Raw genomic sequence first — 20,195 nt, 5'->3', positions numbered from 1 at the left:
TAGAGCCGGCGACGGTAGGAGCCGGAACAAACAGCTAGAGCCGGCGACGGTAGGAGCCGGAACAAACAGCTAGAGCCGGCGACGGTAGGAGCGGAACTTCACTAACGGGTTGATCGCATGCACGAGGTACTTGCGATCAACCCGTTAAGGCTCTCCGCCGTGAGCCGGCGACGGTAGGAGCCGTTGACGGGCACGATTCCGCAGGTACCCTGCGGGTAGCGGCCAATCAACGACGAAAGGTTGCATCGTGGCACTTCGACACCCGCATAGCATCAACGACATTCGCACTGCGATTCGCGAGCTCAGCACCCGCGCGGTCCTCGCCCGCAAGGAAGGCCGAGTCGCCGACGCCGACGAGCTGGAGCGACGGGTGGCCGGGTATCGCGAGGAGCTCAGCGCGCGGCCCTGATACGACGGCTTTGGTGCATCACCGATCGCTGAGCGACCGGTAGCGCCCCCAGATCAGCCGTTGCCGAGGCGACGGAACGTACTGCGGTGGAATACGATCGGCGCGACGTCGGCATGCACCGTAATATCGCAGACCCGAAGAATCACGATCGTGTGATCGCCGGCAGGGACGAGTTGCTCAATCACGCTTTCCAGCCATACCGCGGTGCCGTCGATGAAGACCGCGCCGGATTCTCGCGACACGGTGTGCAGGCCGGCGAAACGATCACCGGTCTTGGCGGCCAGCGTCCGCGCGGCTTCGTCGTGTGCCTCGCCGAGCACGCTGATCCCCAGTGACGGGACTGCCCTGAGCCTGGGCCAGGTCTCCGAGGAGTTCTGGACGCAGAACGACACCAGCGGCGGGTCGAGCGACACCGGAACGAACGTGCTCGCGGCGAGTCCGATACGGGTGCCTTCCAACTCCGCGGCGATCGCGATGACACCGGACGGGAAGTGCCCGAACGCTTCGCGAAGCGTCGCCGGGCTCAGATCAGTTGCGCTCATATCCCGTCCATCTTCACACGCGACCGCACGCGGCGGCCACGTCCGGCCCGCTGACCGGACCGTCGGACGTCGTGGACGCGGCACCCGTTGAGGGTCGGAATCGCCGTGAACACAACCGGTAACGTGACGCCCATGCTCGAGCCGCCCGCGGATGACCGGTAGGCCCGGGGACCGACGAAACGTATGTGGATTCCGCTTCTGGTGATGGCTGTTGCGGTCAGCCTGGAGCCGTTTCGGGTCGGCATGACTGTCCTGATGCTCAACCGCCCGCACCCGACCCGCCAGTTACTGGCCTTCCTCACCGGGGGTTTCGCGATGGGCACGGCCGTGGGCGTCGTCGTGTTGTTCGTGCTGCGCCCCGCGCTGGGGTCGGCTCGCTTCACCTTGCCCATGGTGCAGATCGTGGTCGGCGCGGTCCTGCTGCTAAACGCGGCGCTGGTGGTCACGGGTGTGTGGGCACGCGGCCGCGACGTGGGGGCTCTTGCCGAGGCCAGGGTCAGACCGCTCGCCGGCCGGGCGCGCCGAGTGCTCGAGGGCCGGTCGCTGTGGACGGCCGGCGTCGCCGGTCTCGGCATCGCGCTGCCGTCCGTCGACTACCTCGCCGCGCTGGCGCTGATCGTCGCCTCCGGCGCCGCCACCGCGGTCCAGTTGGGCGCCCTGATGCTGTTCAACCTGGTGGCATTCGCGCTCGTCGAGATCCCGCTGCTGTGCTACCTGGTGGCTCCGGACTTCACCCGCGCCGCATTGTCGGCGCTGTACGACTGGCTGCGGTCACAGGGCCGTCGCGGGATTGGCGCACTGCTCGCCGTGATCGGCTGCGCACTGCTCGGAGTCGGGCTCGCCGGTCTCTGAGGCGGCGGGCGCGGTCAGCCTTGCGGAGGGTTGTTCAGCACGTACTGCAGCCCGGAGAGCAGCTGCGAGACCGGGTCGGCGCCGCCACCGAACGCGGCCTGAGTGGCAGGGGCGGTGACCTCGGCGGGGTCATAACCGTTCACGGGGTCGACGGTGATCGGCGCGGTCAGCGGGTTGTCGTTTCGCGAGTAGCCGGCGTCGACGTACGGCTTGAGCACTGCGTCGAGCTCGATCAACGTGTCCTTGGGCACCCCGAGATATTTGAACGGCAGCACGAGCGGCAGATGCTCCTCGGGAATCATGAACGTCGTGGTCTTCGCACCGCGGGAGTTGACGGTCGTCCGGATGTTCTGCGGCGGCACCATGCTGGGATCGGTGAACGCGACCGCGGTGTGACCGGTCGCCAGCCCCACGATCGCGTTGGCCACGGAGATCCAGTTGTCCGGGCGATCGGGCCAGTCGGCGATGCTGTCGTACGCGGAAATAAACTGATATGTGTCGTACTGGCTTTCGACCGGCGGCGGGATGCGGTAGTCGAGCGACGGCACGACGCTGCCGACGGGGAACATCTGGGTCAGAAAGCTTTCGCCGAAGGCGTGCCGAGCCACCGGGTCCCCGTACATCGCGAAGCTCAGCTCGTTCGGCGGCGGGGCGGCGGGGTCGTATGCGAGCCGCGCCTGCACGTCGTTGAGCACCATCGCGCCCTCCGACAGACCGATCGCGGTTCCGCGCCCGCCCGCCTTGATGGCGTCGATGAGGTTCGGCGCGCCGACGTCGACCGATTCGCCGACGCTGGGCCCGTCGAGCCCGAGTCCGGGCACGTAGCGATCCCCCAACGCGCCGATACCGGGGAACAACCGCTCCAGGGTGTGCCCCTGCACCTGTCCGGCGGGGTAGTCGACGATCTGGCGGTTCAATCCAGGGAACCAGTCCGCGCCGGTACGCATGATGTATTCGTCGTACGGAATGCCGAGCACGTGTGCGCCACCCAGCGCGTACGCGCGACCGGGCGTGCCCAGAGGCGGTGGACCGTCGCCCGACGGGCTGGGCGGCGGGGGCGGCTCGTCGGCAGCCGCGATCCCGAGTCCCAGACAGCCTGCGGCGCTGAGGGTTGTCAGTACAGCGCCGAGGGCGAGAATCCTCTTCATCTCACGTCCAATCGCGCGAATCGATTCTGCTGATATCGCTCGACGCAGGCGGCGCGCCGGATCTTGCCGCTCGTCGTCGTGGGGATCGAACCGGCTGAAACCAACACCACATCCTCGACGCTGAGGCCGTGCGCATTGGAAATCGCCGCCGTGACATCGCTTTTCAGCGTCTCGAGCCGCTCCCCCACACCTTCGGCCGAATCGGTCGGCTTCTTGAGTTCGATGACGGTGACCAGCCTCTCGCCACCGTCCGCCGAAACCGCGATCGCCGCGACCCGACCGCGGGTGATCTCCTGCACCGTCGCCTCGATGTCCTCGGGGTAGTGGTTACGGCCTCGGATGATCAACAGATCCTTGATGCGACCGACGATGAACAGCTCGCCACCGTAGACGAATCCGAGATCGCCGGTGGCCAGCCACGGCCCCTCCGGAGTACCCGCGGACGGGTCGACAAGCATTGCGCCGAAACAACTCTGCTCGTCCGGCGGCCTACCCCAGTAGCCGCCGGCGACGTTGTCGCCGTGTACCCAGATCTCGCCGACCTCGTCGGGCGCGCATTCTCGGCGGGTGTCGCTGTCGACGATGCGCACCAACGGCGACTGCGGCACCCGGTACCTGACCAGTTCCGCGCCCTTCCCGGCCGCGCAGGGCCGGACGCGGCGGGCGCCCAGTTCCTCGGCGTCGAATCCGACCGCAGCCAACGACTCGTCCCAGGTTCCCGCTGCGACGAAGACCGTCGCCTCGGCCAAACCGTATGCCGGGCGCAGCATATGGTCGCGAAAGTTGAAGTGCGCGAACCGGTCGACGAAACGTTCCAAGGTGGCCGGCTCGACACGTTCGGCGCCGTTGATGATGCCCAGTACCCCGCCGAGGTCGAGTCCCGCCAAGTCGTCATCGGTGATCTTGCGGGCGGCCAGGTCGAATGCGAAGTTGGGTGCCCCCGAGAACGCGTGCGGGTTCTCGGCCAACGCTCGTACCCACCGGGCCGGCTTCTCGAGGAACGCGGTCGGGTGCGTCAATGCAGCGGAACGGCCGCTGAGGATCGGCAAGCCGACGCCCAGCATCAGTCCCATGTCGTGGTAAAAGGGCAGCCACGACACAAATGTGGCGTCAGGCGGCAGGGGCGACTGCGCGAAGAACTCCCGCATCAGCTGCTCGAAGTTGACCGTCAGGTTGCGGTGCGAGATCTCCGCTCCCGTAGGCGATCTCGTCGATCCCGAACTGTATTGCAGATACGCGATGTTCGGTAGCTCAGCCGGTTCGGGGCCGCTGCGCCCCTTGGCGTCGAGGTCCAGCGAGTCGATCTCGACCAGCTTCGGCACCATGTCCAGCGGCGATCCATCGATGAAATCGCCGACATAGCTCGCAGCGACCGACGTCGTGAGGACGACGGCGGGCGCGGTGTCGGCGAGCACCGCACTCACCCGGTCATGTCCCGAACCGGGGTGCGGCAGCGGCAGCGGGACCGCGATGAACCCCGCCTGCATCGACCCCAGGAACGCCAGGATGTACTCCAAGCCCTGTGGGGCAAGGATCACCGCTCTGTCGCCGACCGACCCGTGCCGTCGTAGTTCGTGCGCGAAGTTCACGGTGCGTCGTGCCAGTTGCGACCACGTGAGGGTCTCCCGCACACCCGCGGGGTCGCGCGAGTATTCGGTGAAGGTGAAGGCGACGTCGTCGGGACGCAGGCTCGCACGCCCGTGCAGCATCGAAAGGATCGAGGAATCGGACGGTGTCACGAGATATCCGTATCAGCTCGGTGGGACGACAACGCGGGGCTGCGCGGCGGCGGCGGTTGTGTGGGCCACCAGTTCGCCCGCCCTATCAGTGTGGCGATGGCCGGGACGGTGATGGTGCGAACCACGAAGGTGTCCAGCAGGATTCCGACCCCGATGACGAATCCGCCTTGGATCACGATGCCGATGCTGGAGAACAGCAGGCCGGCCATCGACGCGGCGAAGATCAAACCGGCCGCGGTGATGACGCCGCCCGTCGAACCCAGGGTCCGGATTACGCCGTAACGCACGCTGCTCGGCGACTCGTCACGCAACCGCGACACGAACAGCATGTTGTAGTCGGCGCCCACCGCGACCAGCACCACGAACGCCAACGGCGGTACGCTCCAATGTAATTCCTGCCCGAGGAGCACCTGGAACGCGAGCACCCCGATACCGATCGCCGCGAAGTACGACACCACCACCGACCCGACCAGGTACAGCGGCGCGATGACCGCGCGCAGCAACACCATCAACGTCAACAGCACGACGATCACGGTCGCGGCGATGATGAACCGGATGTCCTGCTGGTAGTAGTCGCGCGTGTCGCGCAGCGCGGCGGGAAATCCGCCCATCGAGATCGTGGCGTCGGCCAACGCCGTGTTCGGTTGGGCTCCGCGGGCGATGTCATGGATCTGGTTCACCTGGTCCATCGCCTCGGGACTGAACGGGTTGAGCTCGGTCTGCACCAGGTATCGCACCGAGCGTCCGTCCGGCGAAATGTACGCCGCGGCTGCCTTTTTGAAGTCGGGCAGGTTCAGCACTTCCGGCGGGATGTTGAACCCGGCCTGTGACGGGTCCGCGGCGTTGCTGCGCATCGTCAACAGAAAGGTCGACGCCTCGTTCAGTCCGGCGGCGATCACCTTGACCTGTTTGACGAGTTCGTCCACGCCGCCCGCCACTTCCCGGCTCCCGGCGGCGAGGCGGTTCGCGCCGCGCTGCAGTTCGGTCATGCTGCGCTGTGCGCCGCCGGGTTGGTCCAACCCCATCGTGTTGACTGCCTTGGCGACGTTGGCCATCGCGGCGTTGAGCTTGCTGACCGCCGCGTTCAGCGTCTGGCGGTCCTCGACACCCTGGAGTTCCTGGGCCAGGCCGTTGATCTCGTCGAGGCTTCCGTTGTCCCGCGCGGCGACGAGCCGTTGGAACTGCATGCGGGTGTCGACACAGGAGGGGTTGGCGTCGCACACCGCGTTGCCCTGCAGCGCGGTCAGGACCGGTCCGATCCAGGCGAACAGATCCTTGACCGCCCGGAAGTTCACGCCCATGGAGTTGCCGAGCGCGTTGATGCTCGCGACCAACTTGGCCGTGGTTTCGACGTCGCGCACCAACTTGTCGCCGCCGTACTCGGTGCGCACGGAGGAGAACGTGTCGACGAGGTTCTGGATGCTCGGCGCGACCGCGTTGATCTGTGTTTGCACGTCGGTCAGGCTGTCGGCGAGCGTGTCGGCCCCGTCGGTGAGCCGGTTGAGGTCACCGGAGCGCTGACCGATCTGAGCGGACCCGTCCGCCAACCGGTCACCCACGATGCCCGCCTGGAAGGTCGCCCGGAACTCCATCGGGACTTCACCGAGCGGACGGGTGATACCGCTGACCAGCCCCACGTCGGGCAGTTGCGCGATGCGCGACGCCATCTGCTCGAGGTCGGCAAGCGCCCGCGGCGACCGAAGATCGTGTGGCGATTGGATCAGGATGTATTCGGGGATGGACTGGTTGATCGGGAAATGGCGTTCCAGCGCGGCGTACCCGACCGAACTCGGCGCCGAGGCGGGGACCACCTTGCGGTCGTCGTAGTTGTAGTCGGCGAACACCGCGATGCCTGCCAGCAGGCCCAGCACGAGCAGGCTGGCGACCAGGTGGGGCACCGGCCTGCGCACGATGCGCACACCGGAGCGCCGCCAGAACGGGGCGGTCAGTTCACGCCGGGGCTTGACCCAGCCGCGGGGCCCGGCCAGCACGAGGATGGCCGGGAGCAGGGTCACCCCCGCGAGGTAGGCGATGCCGATCCCGATCGCCGCCGACGCTCCGACGGTTTTGAAGACGCCCATCTGCGCGAAGCTCAGCATCAAAAACGTCAGGCCCACCGTCGCGGCAGACGCCGTGATGACCTTGCCGATCGAGGCCATCGCCGCCCTGACCGCCTGCTCGTAGTCGCCGCCCGAACGCAGATAGTCGTGGTAGCGGCTGATCAGGAAGACCGCGTAATCCGTTCCGGCGCCCGCCATGATCGCGCTGAGGAACACGATGGACTGGTTGGAGACGCCGGCCCCGGTCAGCTCCGAGAAACCCGCGACGACGGCTTGGGCGAGCAACAGCGACGATCCGATCGTCACCAAAGGCAGCAGCATCGTGACCACGTTGCGGTACACCAGCAGCAGCACGCCCAGAACCAGGACGGCGATCGCGATCTCGATCGGCAGGCGATCCTGTTCGCCCGCGACGGTGAGGTCGGCGACGGTGGCGGCCGGCCCGGTGATGTACGCGGTGACGGCGCTGCCCGCGACGTTCTGCTCGATCAGCTCTGCCACTCGGTTGAAGGAGTCGAACGCCCGCGGCGTACCCAACTCCCCCTCGAGGCTGACCGGCAGCACCCACGTCGTCTTGTCTTCACTTGTCAGGAACGGCCGAAGCTGTGGCGTGGCGACGAAGTCCTGCACCGACACGACGTCGGTGACGTTGTCGCGCAACGCGTCGACGAGCTTGCGGTAGGTGGCTTCGTCAGCGGGCGTCAGCCCGTTCTCGTTGATGAGCGCCACGAGCAGGAGGTCGTCGTTGGCGGTCTCACCGAATGCCTCGGCCATTTTCGCGGCGGTGACGGCCGACGGCGCGTCGGCGGGCAGGATCGCCAGCGGATGCTTCTGGGCCATCTCGCCCAGCGACGGGACCGTCAGCGGCAGCGCGACCACCATCGCGGCCCAGACGCCGATGACGATCCAGGGCCACCGCACCACGAAATCGGCTAGCCGCCGCATACTGTCCTCATCTCGACCCGCCCCACGCTATGCGACGCGCCCCCACTGCCCGGTGTCGGCGACCAGAGCGGACACCGACCTCATCGTGTTCATGTACCGGGTTACGGATTTTTTGGCGACGGCATTGTCGGGATGCATGATCGCCATCACCGTGCCCTCGCCGTAGCGGAATATGTAGACGGTGAGTTGATAGGAGAATCGGCCGTCGGGGTAAATCCCGATGTTGTTGGCGAGCCCCATATCCGCGGCCGCCAGAACGGCATTCAGCGGTGCGGCACCGGCGTGAAAGAAATTCGAGACGGGGAAATTCGGCTGCGGCCAATTGAGCCACGGCGCCAATTCCAGCACGCGGTAGAACGGCACCTTGGCCATGTTTAGATTCGAATCGAACGAGGCTTGCGCGGACCACGCGGCCTCGGCGAACGAGGCAGCTCCAACCGGCACCGTGATCGGGATCAGGCCGGTGAACCAGCCCTGTGTCATGAAGTTGTCGGTGGCCGCGCGGGAGTCCCGCGGGGTGAGCCCGTAGTAGGTCAGCGCACCGGTCAGCTCGTGCTCGACCTGGGCGAGGCAGGCGAACAGCCCGCCGACGAAGCGCGCGCCCGCCGACGCGCATGCGGCTTCGAAACGTTCGGTCTGCGCGGGGTTCATCAGGACTTCCGACGTCATGTCGCTGCTGGTGGCCTCCCGCGGATTGCCCAGCGGCAACGGAAATTCGGGAAACCCGCCGTCGTTGCTTTCTGCGAATTCGATCCATGCGCGCACTTCGGGTGAATCCACGGTCAATGCCGATGTGCGCTCACGCTCGCGGATGCAGAATTCGTCGAAGCTCCCCGGCTCGGGCAACGCCAGCGGCGCACCGCCTCCGCTCAGCGCCGAATACATTCCGTTGGCTTCCAGCATCGTCGTGCCGATCAATGTGGCGTCGCCGTGGATATGGTCCATCGCCGCGAAAAACGTGAAGTGGTCTTCGTGCTGGATGATCCCGAAGGTGAAACATGCCCATTCCAACGGGCTCGGTATGTCGACGACGTGAGCGCGGATGTCGTCGACCGTCATCGCGCCGTGGTCGATCGGCACGAACTCGATGACGGCCGGATCGTCGAGGGCATGGCGGACGAACTCGCCGCCAGGGGCGTGTTCGAACCAGCTGCGGAACGTGTCGTGGCGGCGCAGGTAGGCGTTCACCGCTTGATCCATGGCGGCGATGTCGCAGTGGCCTGCTACCTCGCAGCTCGCGATGATCTGCCGGGAGAAGTTGAGCCCTGCCGATGTCCGCTCGCAGTAGTTCCGGAGGTGCTGGCGCTGCATGTAACTGACCGGCACCGCGCTGACCGGCGCTTGCCGCGCCGTCTCGACGGCCGCTGGGGTCGGGCGCCACGAGGTGACGGTGCCGGGTTTGAGCGACCATTCATCGAGTGCGCCAACCGTGATCTTGCCGATGCGCAAACCGTATTCCTCCCAGCCTGCCGACTTCGGGCGGCACCACTCCTGGGGATCCCGGGAGCGAGACCCGCACGCAATAGTTGCACGTGCAATAGTGTTCGTCGAAGCCGATCTTGAGGCGCTACAGATGCAGCGCAGAGTGTAAATGAGACCGTCGATGCAGGAAGGACGGTATGGGACCCGCCGGACCGCGAATCGAGCCGACGCCCCGCTTTGCGATCATCGGGTACGCGGCGAGATTCCCCGGCGCGCGGGACGCCGACGAGTACTGGGACCTGCTGCGCGAAGGCCGTGACGCGATCTCCGACGTGCCCGCCGACCGCTGGGACGCCGACGACTTCTTCGACCCCGAGCCCGGGTCGCCGGGCAAGGTGGTCACCCGCCGCGCGGGATTCCTCGACGACGCGACCGGTTTCGACGCGCCCTTCTTCGGGATGTCCGCGCGCGAGGCCAGGATGGTGGACCCGCAGCACCGGCTCCTGCTCGAGACGGCCTGGCGCGCCGTGGAGCACTCGGGTATCGCGCCTACGACGCTGGCCGACACCGACACGGGCGTGTTCGTGGGCCTGGCCACCCACGACTACCTGGGCATGGTCTCCGACGAGCTGACGTACCCCGAGATCGAGGCCTATATGGCAATCGGGACGTCGAGCGCCGCGGCCGCGGGCCGCATCAGCTACCGGCTGGGCCTGCAGGGTCCGGCCGTCGCGGTCGACACCGCGTGCAGTTCGTCGCTGGTGGCCATCCATCAGGCGTGTCAGGCGCTGCGCCTGGGTGAATGCGACCTCGCGTTGGCCGGCGGGGCGAACGTGCTGCTGACCCCGGCCACCATGATCACGTTCTCCAACGCCCGCATGCTCGCACCCGACGGCCGGTGCAAAACCTTCGACGCGGCCGCCGATGGCTACGTGCGCGGTGAGGGCTGCGGCGTCATCGTCGTCAAGCGCCTCGAGGACGCGCTGCGCGACCGCGACCGGATCCGGGCCGTGATCCGCGGCAGCGCCGTCAATCAGGACGGCGCATCGGGCGGGTTGACGGTGCCCAACGGTGTCGCGCAGCAACGGGTCATCGCCGATGCGCTCAAACGTGCCGGCCTTCGGCCCGGCGACGTCGGATATCTGGAAGCGCACGGCACGGGGACGTCGTTGGGTGACCCGATCGAGGCGCAAGCCGCGGGCGCGGCGTTCGGCGAGGGGCGCGAACCCGGGCGGCCGCTGCTGATCGGGTCGGCCAAGACCAACATCGGTCACCTCGAGGCGGCCGCCGGGATCGCCGGCGTGCTCAAGGTCGTCCTGGCCCTCGAGCACGAGGCCCTGCCCAAGCACCTCAACTTCGAGAACCCGTCGCCGCACATACCGTGGGACCGGCTCCCGGTGGAGGTCGTCACCGACACCATCCCGTGGCAACGCGGCGACAGGCCCCGGATCGCCGGGGTGAGCTCGTTCGGGTTCGCGGGCACCAACGCGCACGTGATCCTCGAGGAGGCGCCCGAAATGCCCGCTGCCGCACCGGAGCAGCAGGCACCGACCGCACCGCGGTTCGGCATCCTTCCGCTGTCGGCGCGCACTCCCGCCGCGCTCAGGCAGACCGCCGACCGCGCCCGCGCCTGGATGAACGAGCACCCCGACGCCACGCTGGCCGACGTGTGCTTCACGGCGGGTACGGCCCGCGCGCACCTGGAGCACCGTGCCGCGCTGGTGGTCAACTCGACTGGCTCGGCCACCGATCTTCTCGGGGCGCTCGCCGAGGACCGCCCGGCGCCCGGTCTGGTTCGCGGAGAGTCTCACGAGGCGCCCAAGACGGCTTGGTTGTTCACCGGCCAGGGCAGCCAGTACCCCGGGATGGCACGCGAGCTGTACGACACCGAACCGGTGTTCGCCTACACGATGCGGCGGTGCGCGGCGGCGGTTGCCGATGTGCTCGAAAAGCCTTTGCTGGACGTCATTTTCGATGTCGAAAGCCCGCAGGCCGGCGAAACGCTGCGCCAGACGTCGTACGCACAGCCGGCGTTGTTCGCAGTCGAGATGGGTCTGGCCCGCCTCTGGCAGTCGTGGGGTCTTGAGCCCGACGTCGTGCTGGGCCACAGCGTCGGCCAGTATGCGGCGGCCTGCGTCGCGGGTGTGTTCAGCCTCGAGGACGGCGCGCGGCTGATGGCCGAACGCGGACGGCTCTTCGGCAGCCTGCCCGAGGGCGGCCGAATGGTCGCGGTGTTCGCCGCGGCCGAGCGGGTCGAGAAGCTGACCGACGACTTCCCCGCCCTGTCGGTGGCGGCCTTCAACGGCGCCAACACCGTGCTCTCGGGGCCCGCAGCGGACCTGGAATCAGCCGTCGCCCGCCTGACGACCGACGGGGTCCGGTGCGATTGGCTCGACACCAGCCATGCATTCCACTCGGCGCTGCTGGATCCGATTCTCGACGAGTTCGAGTCATATGCGCAGCGGTTCACTTTCGCTGCCCCGCAACGGATCCTGATCGACAACCGGACCGGTGCCGCGCTCGGCAGGAGCGTCCAGCTCGACGGCGCCTACTGGCGCAGGCACGCACGCCAACCGGTCGAGTTCGCCAAGAGCGTGCGCACGCTCGCCGAGCTGAACTGCAAGATGCTGCTCGAGATCGGACCGCGGCCCGTGCTCACCGCCGCCGCTCTGGCGGCATGGCCCCACGCCGCCACCGCACCGAGGGTGATCGCGTCGCTGCGGCCCAACACCGCCGACCAGCGGCAGATCACCGAAGCACTCGCCGACGCCTACGTCTCGGGCCACCTGCCCGACTTCGATGCGCTTCGGCAACCGAACGCGCGCAAGGTCGACCTGCCGACCTATCCCTTCGAGCACCGCGAGTACTGGTTCCGAGACGACCGGCAACCCGTCGCCCGGCACCACAAGAACGAACGACCGGCTGCGGCACCGGAACGCACGGTGGGCCAACCCACAGAAGACCGTTACGAGATCCGTTGGGAGCAAGCGGCTGCGCCGTCGGCTTCCGAGCGCCAGGAGTGCGCGTGGATCGTCGTCACCGACGACGCGGCCGCCGCCCGCCCGCTGGTCGATGCCCTCACGAGCCGCGGCGAGAGCCATCAGATCGTCGGCCTGCCGACGATCGACGCCGACGAGACGGAATTCGCGGGTACGGTGCGCGCCGCGAGTCGCGACGCCGCGGCGCTGCGCATCGTGCACATAGCCGCACTGGGCTCGCCGAAGGCGCCGTCCATGAGGTCGCTGCTGCGCATACAGCACCGCGTGCTCGGCGGGACACGGCGACTCCTCCGCGCCGCGGCCGTCGCTGAACCGCGGCCGTCGGTCTGGATCGTCACCCGCGGGGCGCAACGAGTCGCCGAAGCCGACACGGTGGCTCCCGAACAGACATGTTTGTGGGGCTTCGGACGCGCCGCGTCGCTGGAATTGCCGCAGGTGTGGGGCGGCTTGGTCGACCTGGCGGAAGGCACGGCCGCCGAATGGTCAACGCTGCTGGAACGCATCGCCGCGTCCGCCGGTTCCGGCGCCAGGGACGATCAGCTTGCCATCCGCGAATCAGGGGTCTACGTACCGCGACTGGCTCGATGCGCGGCACGCGGTGCGTTTTCGCATATCCGTTCTGATGCAACGTATCTCGTCTCGGGCGGCCTGGGCGCGATCGGGCTGGAGGTCGCCGCGTACCTCGCCGGGCAGGGCGCCAAGCACCTGGTGCTGACCAGCCGCCGCACACCCGACGACGCCACGCAGCACACCGTCGACACACTGGCCGCACGACACGATGCCGATGTCCGCGTCATCGCCGCCGATGTCGCCGACGCGCACGATGTGGCACGCCTGTTGGCCACCCTGGACGCCGAACTACCGCCGTTGGCGGGCATCGTGCACGCCGCAGGTGAGATCGCCACCACGCCACTGGCCGACCTCGACGATGCCGAGATCGACCGCGTCTTCGCTGGGAAGGTCTGGGGCGCCTGGTATCTGAGTGAGGCAGCGGTCGATCTGCGCCTTGACTTCTTCATCACCACCTCCTCCATTGCCTCGGTGTGGGGCGGGTTCGGTCAGACCGCCTACGGCGCGGCCAACGCGTTCCTCGACGGGCTGGCGTGGCGGCTGCGCGAGCAGGGTGTCCCGGGGTTCAGCGTGAACTTCGGCCCGTGGTCGGCGGGAATGGCCGACGCGGAATCGCGTGCGCGCCTGGAACAGCGTGGGGTGCGCACACTTTCGCCTGCCGAGGCGCTGGCGGGCATGGCCGATGTGGTGGGGGCGTCCTCGGCGCAGGGAGTCGTGGCCAGGATCGACTGGGGCCGTTTCCTGCCGCTCTACCAGCAGGCCGGCCGTCGCGGGTTCCTCGCGGAGATGGAGAGTGAGGCACCCGCCGCGGGGCCGGCGGTGCCGTCGTCGGGTACGACCGAGCTGGTCGAGCGGCTGACCAAAGCGCCTGTGCAGCAGCGTAAGCGGCTGCTGACCGACTACCTGCGTCACGCGGTCGCGGAGGTCACGCGCGTCGATGCCGCCGAGGTCCGCGAGGAGGCGGGATTCTTCGACCTGGGCCTGGACTCGCTGATGGCCGTCGAACTGCGCCGCCGCCTCGAACAGGGCGTCGGCAAGGAGATTCCGGTCACGCTGGTGATGGATCACCCGCGGATCTCCGACGCCGCCGACTACCTGCTCGGTGACGTGCTCGCCTTGAGCCGACAGGCCGGTCCGGAGCCTAGACCGGCGTCGGTCGTGCCGTCACGCACCGACGACTCGATCGCGATCGTCGCGGTGTCGTGCCGGTTCCCCGGCGCACCGAACCCGGAAGCGTTCTGGGAGCTGCTTTCCGGCGGGGTCGACGCGATCCGAGAGGTCCCCGAGGACCGGTTCGACATCGACGAGTTCTACGACCCCGACCCCGAGGCCGCCGGCAAGACGTACACACGCTTCGGCGGATTCCTCGACGGGATCGACGGATTCGACCCCGAGTTCTTCGGGATCTCACCGCGCGAGGCTCTCTGGATCGAGCCGCAGCAGCGGCTGATGCTCGAAACGGTGTGGGAGGGCCTCGAACGAGCGGGGTATGCCCCCGCCAGCCTGCGGGGCAGCCGGACCGGTGTCTTCGCGGGTGTTGCCGCCAACGAGTACGCCCATCTGCTGTCCTCGGAGTCGGTGAACAAGATCGAGCCGTACTTCATCACGGGCAATGCGCTCAACGCGATCTCCGGCCGCGTCGCCTTCGCCCTCGGGCTCGAGGGACCGGCGGTGGCCGTCGACACCGCATGCAGTTCTGCGCTGGTCGCCGTTCATCAGGCCGTGCAGGCGCTGCGCTCCGGCGACTGCGACATGGCACTGGCCGGCGGGGTGAACGTCCTGCTGAGCCCGGTCACCGTGATCGCTGCATCTCGCGCGCGGATGCTCTCCCCCGTCGGGCGGTGCAAGACCTTCGACGCCTCCGCCGACGGTTATGTGCGCAGCGAGGGCTGCGGCATCCTCGTGCTCAAAAGGCTGAGTGACGCCGAACGCGAAGGCGACCGCATCTGTGCGGTCATCCCCAGCAGCGCGGTCAACCAGGACGGTGCCTCAAGCGGTCTGACGGTGCCCAACGGGGGTGCGCAGCAACGGCTTATCGGTTCGGCGTTGGCCCGTGCGGGACTGACCGGCGGGGACGTCGACTATCTCGAGGCACACGGGACCGGCACGCCGTTGGGTGATCCGATCGAGGTGCAGGCGGCCGCGGCGGTTTACGGTGCCTCGCGCGACCTGGACCGTCCGCTGCTGATGGGCTCGGTGAAGACCAACATCGGCCACCTCGAGTCGGCGTCGGGAGCGGCGGGCTTGATCAAGGTCGTGTTGTCGCTTCAGCACGAGGCGATCCCGAAGAGCCTGCACTTCCAAGACCCTTCTCCGCACATCCCGTGGGACTCGCTGCCGGTGCAGGTCGTCGACGAGGCCAGGCCGTGGCAGACCAACGGCAGGCCGCGGCGCGCGGGCGTGAGCTCTTTCGGCTTCACCGGAACGAACGCCCATGTGATCGTCGAGGAGGCGCCGCCGTCGGCGACCGAGGACGAATATTCGTCGGAAGGCGCTGCGGTCGAACCGGCCGATGTCAGACAGTCGCTCAACGTGCTGCCGCTGTCCGCCCGCTCGCCCGACGCGCTGGTCGCACTGGCCCAGCGGTACCGCGATTGGCTCGACGCAAATCCGAAGGTCGATGTCGCCCACGTCTGTTACACCGCAGGCGTCGGGCGTTCGCACTTCGAGCATCGCGGTGCGTTGGTCGTCGACTCGGTGCAGAGCGCCGGTGAACTCCTTACCGACCTGAGCGAGAATCGTGTCCGACCGGGGGTTGTACGCGGTGAATGCACCGCCTCGCCGACCACCGCGTGGCTGTTCACCGGACAGGGCAGCCAGTACCCGGGGATGGCGCGCGAATTGTTCGAGTCCGAACCGGTTTTCGCCGACACCGTGAAACGCTGCGCGGAAGCGGTCGACGGGATGCTGCCCCGTCCGCTCCTCGACGTCCTGTTCGCCGCGGACCGGGAGACCGGACTTGTCCTGCGGCACACGTCATACGCACAGCCGGCACTTTTCGCGGTCGAGATGGGACTGGCCCGGTTGTGGCAGTCGTGGGGCATCGAACCCGATGTGGTGCTGGGGCACAGCGTGGGCCAGTACGCGGCGGCCTGCGTGGCCGGAGTGTTCGGCCTCGAGGACGGCGCCAGGCTGATCGCCGAGCGCGGCCGGTTGTTCGGCAGCCTGCCCGACGGCGGGCGCATGGCCGCGGTGTTCGCCGACGCCAAGCACGTCGAGGAAGTGGTCGGCGAGTTCCCGCGGGTTTCAGTCGCCGCGTACAACGGACCCAACACCGTGGTGTCGGGCCCCGGCGAGGACGTGGAGCAGATCGTCGACCGGTTCACCGACGACGGCATCCGCTGCACCGCGCTGGAGACCAGCCACGCCTTCCACTCCGAGCTGCTGGATCCCGTCCTCGACGAATTCCAGTCGTACGCGGCGCGTTTCGGGTTCGCCCCGCCGACGGTGCCGCTGGTCTGCAACCGCACCGGCGCCGTGCTCACGGGCCACGCCAACCTCGACGCGCAGTACTGGCGGCGACACTCGCGCCAGCCGGTCCAGTTCGCCGAAAGCGTACGCACCGTGGCCGCGCTGGGCTGCTCGGTGCTGATGGAGATCGGCCCGCAACCGGTGCTGACCGGCGCGGCGGTACAGGTGTGGCCCGAGCACCTGGCGGCCCCCCGCCCGATCGTCTCGCTGCGCAAGGGCGTCGGCGATCGCCGCCAGATCGCCGACGCGCTGGCCGCGGCGTACGTCGGCGGCCTTCGGCCCGATTTCGCCGCGCTGCACCCCAGGGCCCGCCGCAGGCTGGAACTGCCCACCTACCCGTTCCAGCGCCGCCGGTTCTGGCCCAAGACAGCAGGCAGCGCGATCGAAGGTGCGGGCAGCGCCGCCACGTCTGGAATCTTGGGCAGTGCAAAAGATCTCGCCTCGGGCGACACCGTCTACACGAGCAGGTTGTCGGTGCGCTCGCAGCCGTGGTTGTCCGACCATGTCATCTACGGCACCGTCGTCGTGCCCGGCGCGACGTACGCCGCGATGACGCTGACCGCGGTCGGCGCCCCGGCACAGGTCCGCGACGTCTTCTTCTACGAGCCGATCATCCTGCCCGAGAAGGCTTCTCGCGAGGTTCAGCTGACGTTGCGGCCCGGTGAAGGCTCAGGCGAAGGCGGTGACGAGTGGCGATTCCAGGTCCACAGCCGGCCGTACGGTGAGCGCGACGCCGAATGGTCGTTGAACGCCGACGGCACGGTCGCGAGCGGCCCGGGCAAGCACCCGCCGTCCGAAGCCGCGATCGACGAGGCGATCGAGCGCTGCAACCGCATGCGTCCGCAGGACCTGTTCGAGACCTTCGCGGACATGGAACTGGCATGGGGGCCGACCTGGTCGGGTTCCCTGAAGTCGCTGTGGCTCGGCGACGGTGAGGCCATCGGCGACATCGTCGTCGGCGACGAACTGGCCGAGCACCTGGGCAGCGAACCGATGCACCCGGTGCTGATGGACCTGTGCACCGGCGTCGCGTTCCCCGCCTTCCCAGCGCTGCTCGCGGCCGAACAGGGCGTCAACGACCTGTTCCTGCCGCTGCGCTACGGGCAGGTGACGCTGCACGAGAAGATGCCGCGACGGTTCTACTGCCGCGCCCGCTGGCACACCGGTGAACTCGACAGCGAAACACAGGTGTTCGACCTAGATTTCGTCAGTCGCGACGGCCGCCCACTCGGCGGGATTCGCGAGTTCACGGTGAAACGTGCGCCTCGTGAGGCGTTGCTGCGCGGCCTCGGCGGCGATGCCACCAGGCTGATGTACACCCTCGGCTGGCATGAGGTGCCGCTACCGGACACCGACGCGACAGCCCCCGGAGGCACGTGGCTGGTCGCGGGATTCGACGAACTGGCCGCGGCGGTGCCGGGTTGCATCGCCTACGACCGGCGGACCGATGCGCAACCGCTGGGCCGACTGCTGGCCGACGCGCACGGGCGCGGACTTCCATTCTCCGGTGTGGTGTGGCGCGCGACCGCGGCACCGCCCGACGAGTCGAGCGCCGATGCGGCCGCCCGAATCGAGCGCGACGTCGCCGATCTGCTCGACGGGGTGCACACCGTGCAGCGCGATGAGGCGAAACTGCCGGGTGGAATGTGGATCGTCACCGAACGCGCCGTGGCCACCGAGTCGGGTGAACCCGTCGACCCGGTACAGGCGGCGCTGTGGGGCTTCGGCCGCACCGCGATCAACGAGGAACCGGCGCTGCGGTGCACACTGGTCGACTGCGACGGCTCACCCGAAGCTGTGCGGGCGGTCGCCGGTCTGCTGGCCTCGCCCGTCGGTGAGCCGGAACTGGCGCTGCGCCAGGGGAAGTTGCTGGCGTCCCGCCTGCTGCCATGGTCGAGAAGCGGTCACCTCACGGTGCCGCGGTCGAGCGATTACGTCCTGGCCCCGACCGAGCGCGGCGCCATCGACAACCTGCGGCTGGTCCAGGCCGACGTACCGGCACCAGCCGAGGGTTTCGTGCAGGTCCGCGTGGAGGCAGCGGGCCTGAACTTCCGCGACGTGCTCAACGTTCTCGGCCTGTACCCCGGCGATCCCGGACCCATCGGCGGCGACTTCGCCGGTGTGATCACGCAATTGGGCGACGGCGTCGCAGGCCTGCAGGTGGGCCAACGCGTCTACGGCTTCATGCAGGGGGCGTTCGCCATTCGGTTCAACGTCCCGGCCCAGCTGGTGGCGGCTGTTCCCGACGGACTGGACCCCGTCGCCGCGGCCACCATCCCCGCCGCGGCGCTCACGGCGCGGCTCGCATTCGACTGGGCCAAGCTGCGGCCCGGCGACCGCGTGCTCATCCACGCCGCCAGCGGCGGAGTGGGCCTGGCCGCCATCCAGATGGCGCAGCAGCACGGCGCCGTCGTCTTCGCGACAGCCAGCACCTACAAGCGTGCGACGCTGCGACAGATGGGCGTCGAGTACGTCTACGACTCGCGCACAACCGATTTCGCCGACCAGATCTTGGCTGACACCGAAGGTGCAGGCGTCGACGTGGTGCTCAACAGCCTGACCAACGAGGGCTTCATCGAAGCGACGGTACGGGCCACCGCCCCCAACGGCCGCTTCGCCGAGATCGCCAAGCGCGACATCTGGACCGATGAACAGATGGCGGCGGTTCGACCGGACATCGCCTACGAGATCGTCGCGCTCGACACCGTCACCTACCAGGAGCCCGAGCACATCCGCACGCTGCTGACCGAGGTGTCGCGTGGGCTGGCCAGCGGGCAGTGGACACCGTTGCCCGCCGAGCTCTATCCGTTGACCGAGGCGAGGACCGCGTTCCGCCGCATGCAGCAGGCGCGCCACATCGGCAAGATCGTGCTGCAGATCCCGAATCCTCTGCAGCCGAGACCCGATCGGAGTTATCTGATCACCGGCGGCCTCGGGGCGGTCGGGTTGCACACCGCGGCGTACCTGGCGCAACTCGGGGCCGGCGACATCGTGCTGACCAGCCGTCGCGAACCCGACGCCGATGCGCAGCGCGTGATCGACGAGATCACCGAACGCTACAAGTGCCGCATTTACACCTTCGCGGCCGACGTCGGCGAGGAGGCCGAGGTCGTCGGGCTGCTCGACCGGATCCGCGCGGAGTTGCCGCCGCTGGCCGGGGTGGCGCACCTGGCGGGGGTTCTCGATGATGCCCTGCTGAGCCAGCAGGATGTCGACCGATTCCGGACGACGATGCGGCCCAAGGCTTTCGGTGCCTACCACCTGGACCGGTTGACGCGAGCCGACGAGCTGGACTTCTTCATCGTCTCCTCGTCGGTCTCCAGCATCTTCGGATCGCCCGGACAGGCCAACTACGCGACGGCCAATGCGCTGCTCGACGGTCTGGTCGCGCGGCGCCGCGCCGAGGGTTTGCCTGCCACCGCCGTCAACTTCGGACCGTGGGCCGAGGGCGGTATGGCGTCGTCGGAGGCCGTGCGCGCCAACCTCAACGCCCAAGGTTTGGCGCCGCTGCCCCCGTCGGCGGCACTCGCCGCGCTCAGCGAGGTCATTGCGAACGGCACCGGCCAGGCGACCGTCGTCAAGGCCAACTGGCAGCGGGCGGCGAAGCTGTTGGGTGCTGCCCGGCCGCCGATCCTGGATCTCGTGCTGCCTCGTCCGGAAGGTGAAACCGCCGGCGACAGCGAGCTACTGCGCCAGTTGCAGGAAATCCCGGTGCCGCAACGCGCGGCGTTCGTCACCGAGTTTCTGCAACGCGAGGTGCAGAGCTTCCTGCGGTTGGCCCAGCCGCCCGCGTCGACCAGCCGCTTCCTGGACCTCGGAACCGACTCGCTGATGGCGATCGAGCTGCGCAACCGGTTGCACAGTCAGTTCGGTGGCGCGTTCACCATCAACGCGACCGCGGTGTTCGACTATCCGACCATCGGCGGGCTGGCCGAGTACCTGGTCGGTCAGCTGCCGGATGCCGAGAGTGCGGAACCGCCAGGGTCGCAACCCGAGTCGACGGAGCCGTCCGAACCTCAGTAGCCGAGCGCATCTGTC

Annotated in this window: 8 protein-coding genes; 3 read left to right on the top strand and 5 right to left on the bottom strand. The window is 68.2% G+C overall.

Annotated features, from left to right (window positions below; genetic code table 11):
• Positions 1-247 precede the first annotated feature (247 nt).
• Entirely contained in the window at positions 248-409 is a 162-nt protein-coding gene (locus CEX87_RS27365; protein ID WP_090344556.1) for a hypothetical protein, read from the top strand.
• Positions 410-462: 53 nt separating this feature from the next.
• On the opposite strand, the gene CEX87_RS11185 is transcribed toward CEX87_RS27365, so the two are convergent.
• Positions 463-951, bottom strand: a complete 489-nt coding sequence (locus CEX87_RS11185) for a flavin reductase family protein (protein ID WP_064399960.1) — start codon at positions 949-951, stop codon at positions 463-465.
• 183 nt (positions 952-1,134) lie between these two features.
• Between CEX87_RS11185 and CEX87_RS11180 the strand changes: the two genes are divergently transcribed.
• Positions 1,135-1,803: a GAP family protein gene (locus CEX87_RS11180; protein WP_094287141.1), complete on the top strand. Its 669-nt coding sequence runs from the start codon at positions 1,135-1,137 to the stop codon at positions 1,801-1,803.
• Positions 1,804-1,817: 14 nt separating this feature from the next.
• Here CEX87_RS11180 and pe read toward each other — a convergent pair whose 3' ends face one another.
• The 4 genes from pe to CEX87_RS11160 are packed head-to-tail and all read right to left on the bottom strand — an operon-like array spanning position 1,818 to position 9,144.
• The gene (gene pe / locus CEX87_RS11175) at positions 1,818-2,951 is read right to left on the bottom strand and encodes an acyltransferase PE (RefSeq protein ID WP_094287139.1); all 1,134 of its coding nucleotides are present in this window, start codon (positions 2,949-2,951) and stop codon (positions 1,818-1,820) included.
• The gene (locus CEX87_RS11170) at positions 2,948-4,660 is read right to left on the bottom strand and encodes an AMP-binding protein (RefSeq protein WP_233151352.1); all 1,713 of its coding nucleotides are present in this window, start codon (positions 4,658-4,660) and stop codon (positions 2,948-2,950) included. Before CEX87_RS11170 ends, pe begins: the two co-directional genes overlap by 4 nt.
• 26 nt (positions 4,661-4,686) lie before the next feature.
• Complete coding sequence (locus tag CEX87_RS11165; RefSeq protein WP_094287135.1) at positions 4,687-7,695, bottom strand: MMPL/RND family transporter; 3,009 nt, start codon at positions 7,693-7,695, stop codon at positions 4,687-4,689.
• 27 nt (positions 7,696-7,722) lie between these two features.
• On the bottom strand, positions 7,723-9,144 hold the full coding sequence (locus CEX87_RS11160) for a condensation domain-containing protein (RefSeq protein ID WP_094287133.1): 1,422 nt from the start codon (positions 9,142-9,144) through the stop codon (positions 7,723-7,725).
• A 170-nt stretch (positions 9,145-9,314) separates the two neighbouring features.
• Here CEX87_RS11160 and CEX87_RS11155 point away from each other — a divergent pair, with 170 nt between their 5' ends.
• Positions 9,315-20,180 (top strand): type I polyketide synthase, encoded by a 10,866-nt coding sequence (locus CEX87_RS11155; RefSeq protein WP_094287131.1) that lies wholly within the window; start codon positions 9,315-9,317, stop codon positions 20,178-20,180.
• Positions 20,181-20,195: the final 15 nt, after the last annotated feature.

It is taken from the genome of Mycobacterium lehmannii (assembly GCF_002245535.1).
Taxonomy (GTDB): Bacteria; Actinomycetota; Actinomycetes; order Mycobacteriales; family Mycobacteriaceae; genus Mycobacterium; species Mycobacterium lehmannii.
This window is presented reverse-complemented; position numbering and strand designations above follow the sequence as displayed.

Coding starts and splice junctions, on each gene's coding strand:
- CEX87_RS11185 (WP_064399960.1), bottom strand. CDS start 951: ATGAGCGCAACTGATCTGAGCCCGGCGACGCTTCGCGAAGCGTTCGGG.
- CEX87_RS11180 (WP_094287141.1), top strand. CDS start 1,135: ATGTGGATTCCGCTTCTGGTGATGGCTGTTGCGGTCAGCCTGGAGCCG.
- pe (WP_094287139.1), bottom strand. CDS start 2,951: ATGAAGAGGATTCTCGCCCTCGGCGCTGTACTGACAACCCTCAGCGCC.
- CEX87_RS11170 (WP_233151352.1), bottom strand. CDS start 4,660: ATGCTGCACGGGCGTGCGAGCCTGCGTCCCGACGACGTCGCCTTCACC.
- CEX87_RS11165 (WP_094287135.1), bottom strand. CDS start 7,695: ATGCGGCGGCTAGCCGATTTCGTGGTGCGGTGGCCCTGGATCGTCATC.
- CEX87_RS11155 (WP_094287131.1), top strand. CDS start 9,315: ATGGGACCCGCCGGACCGCGAATCGAGCCGACGCCCCGCTTTGCGATC.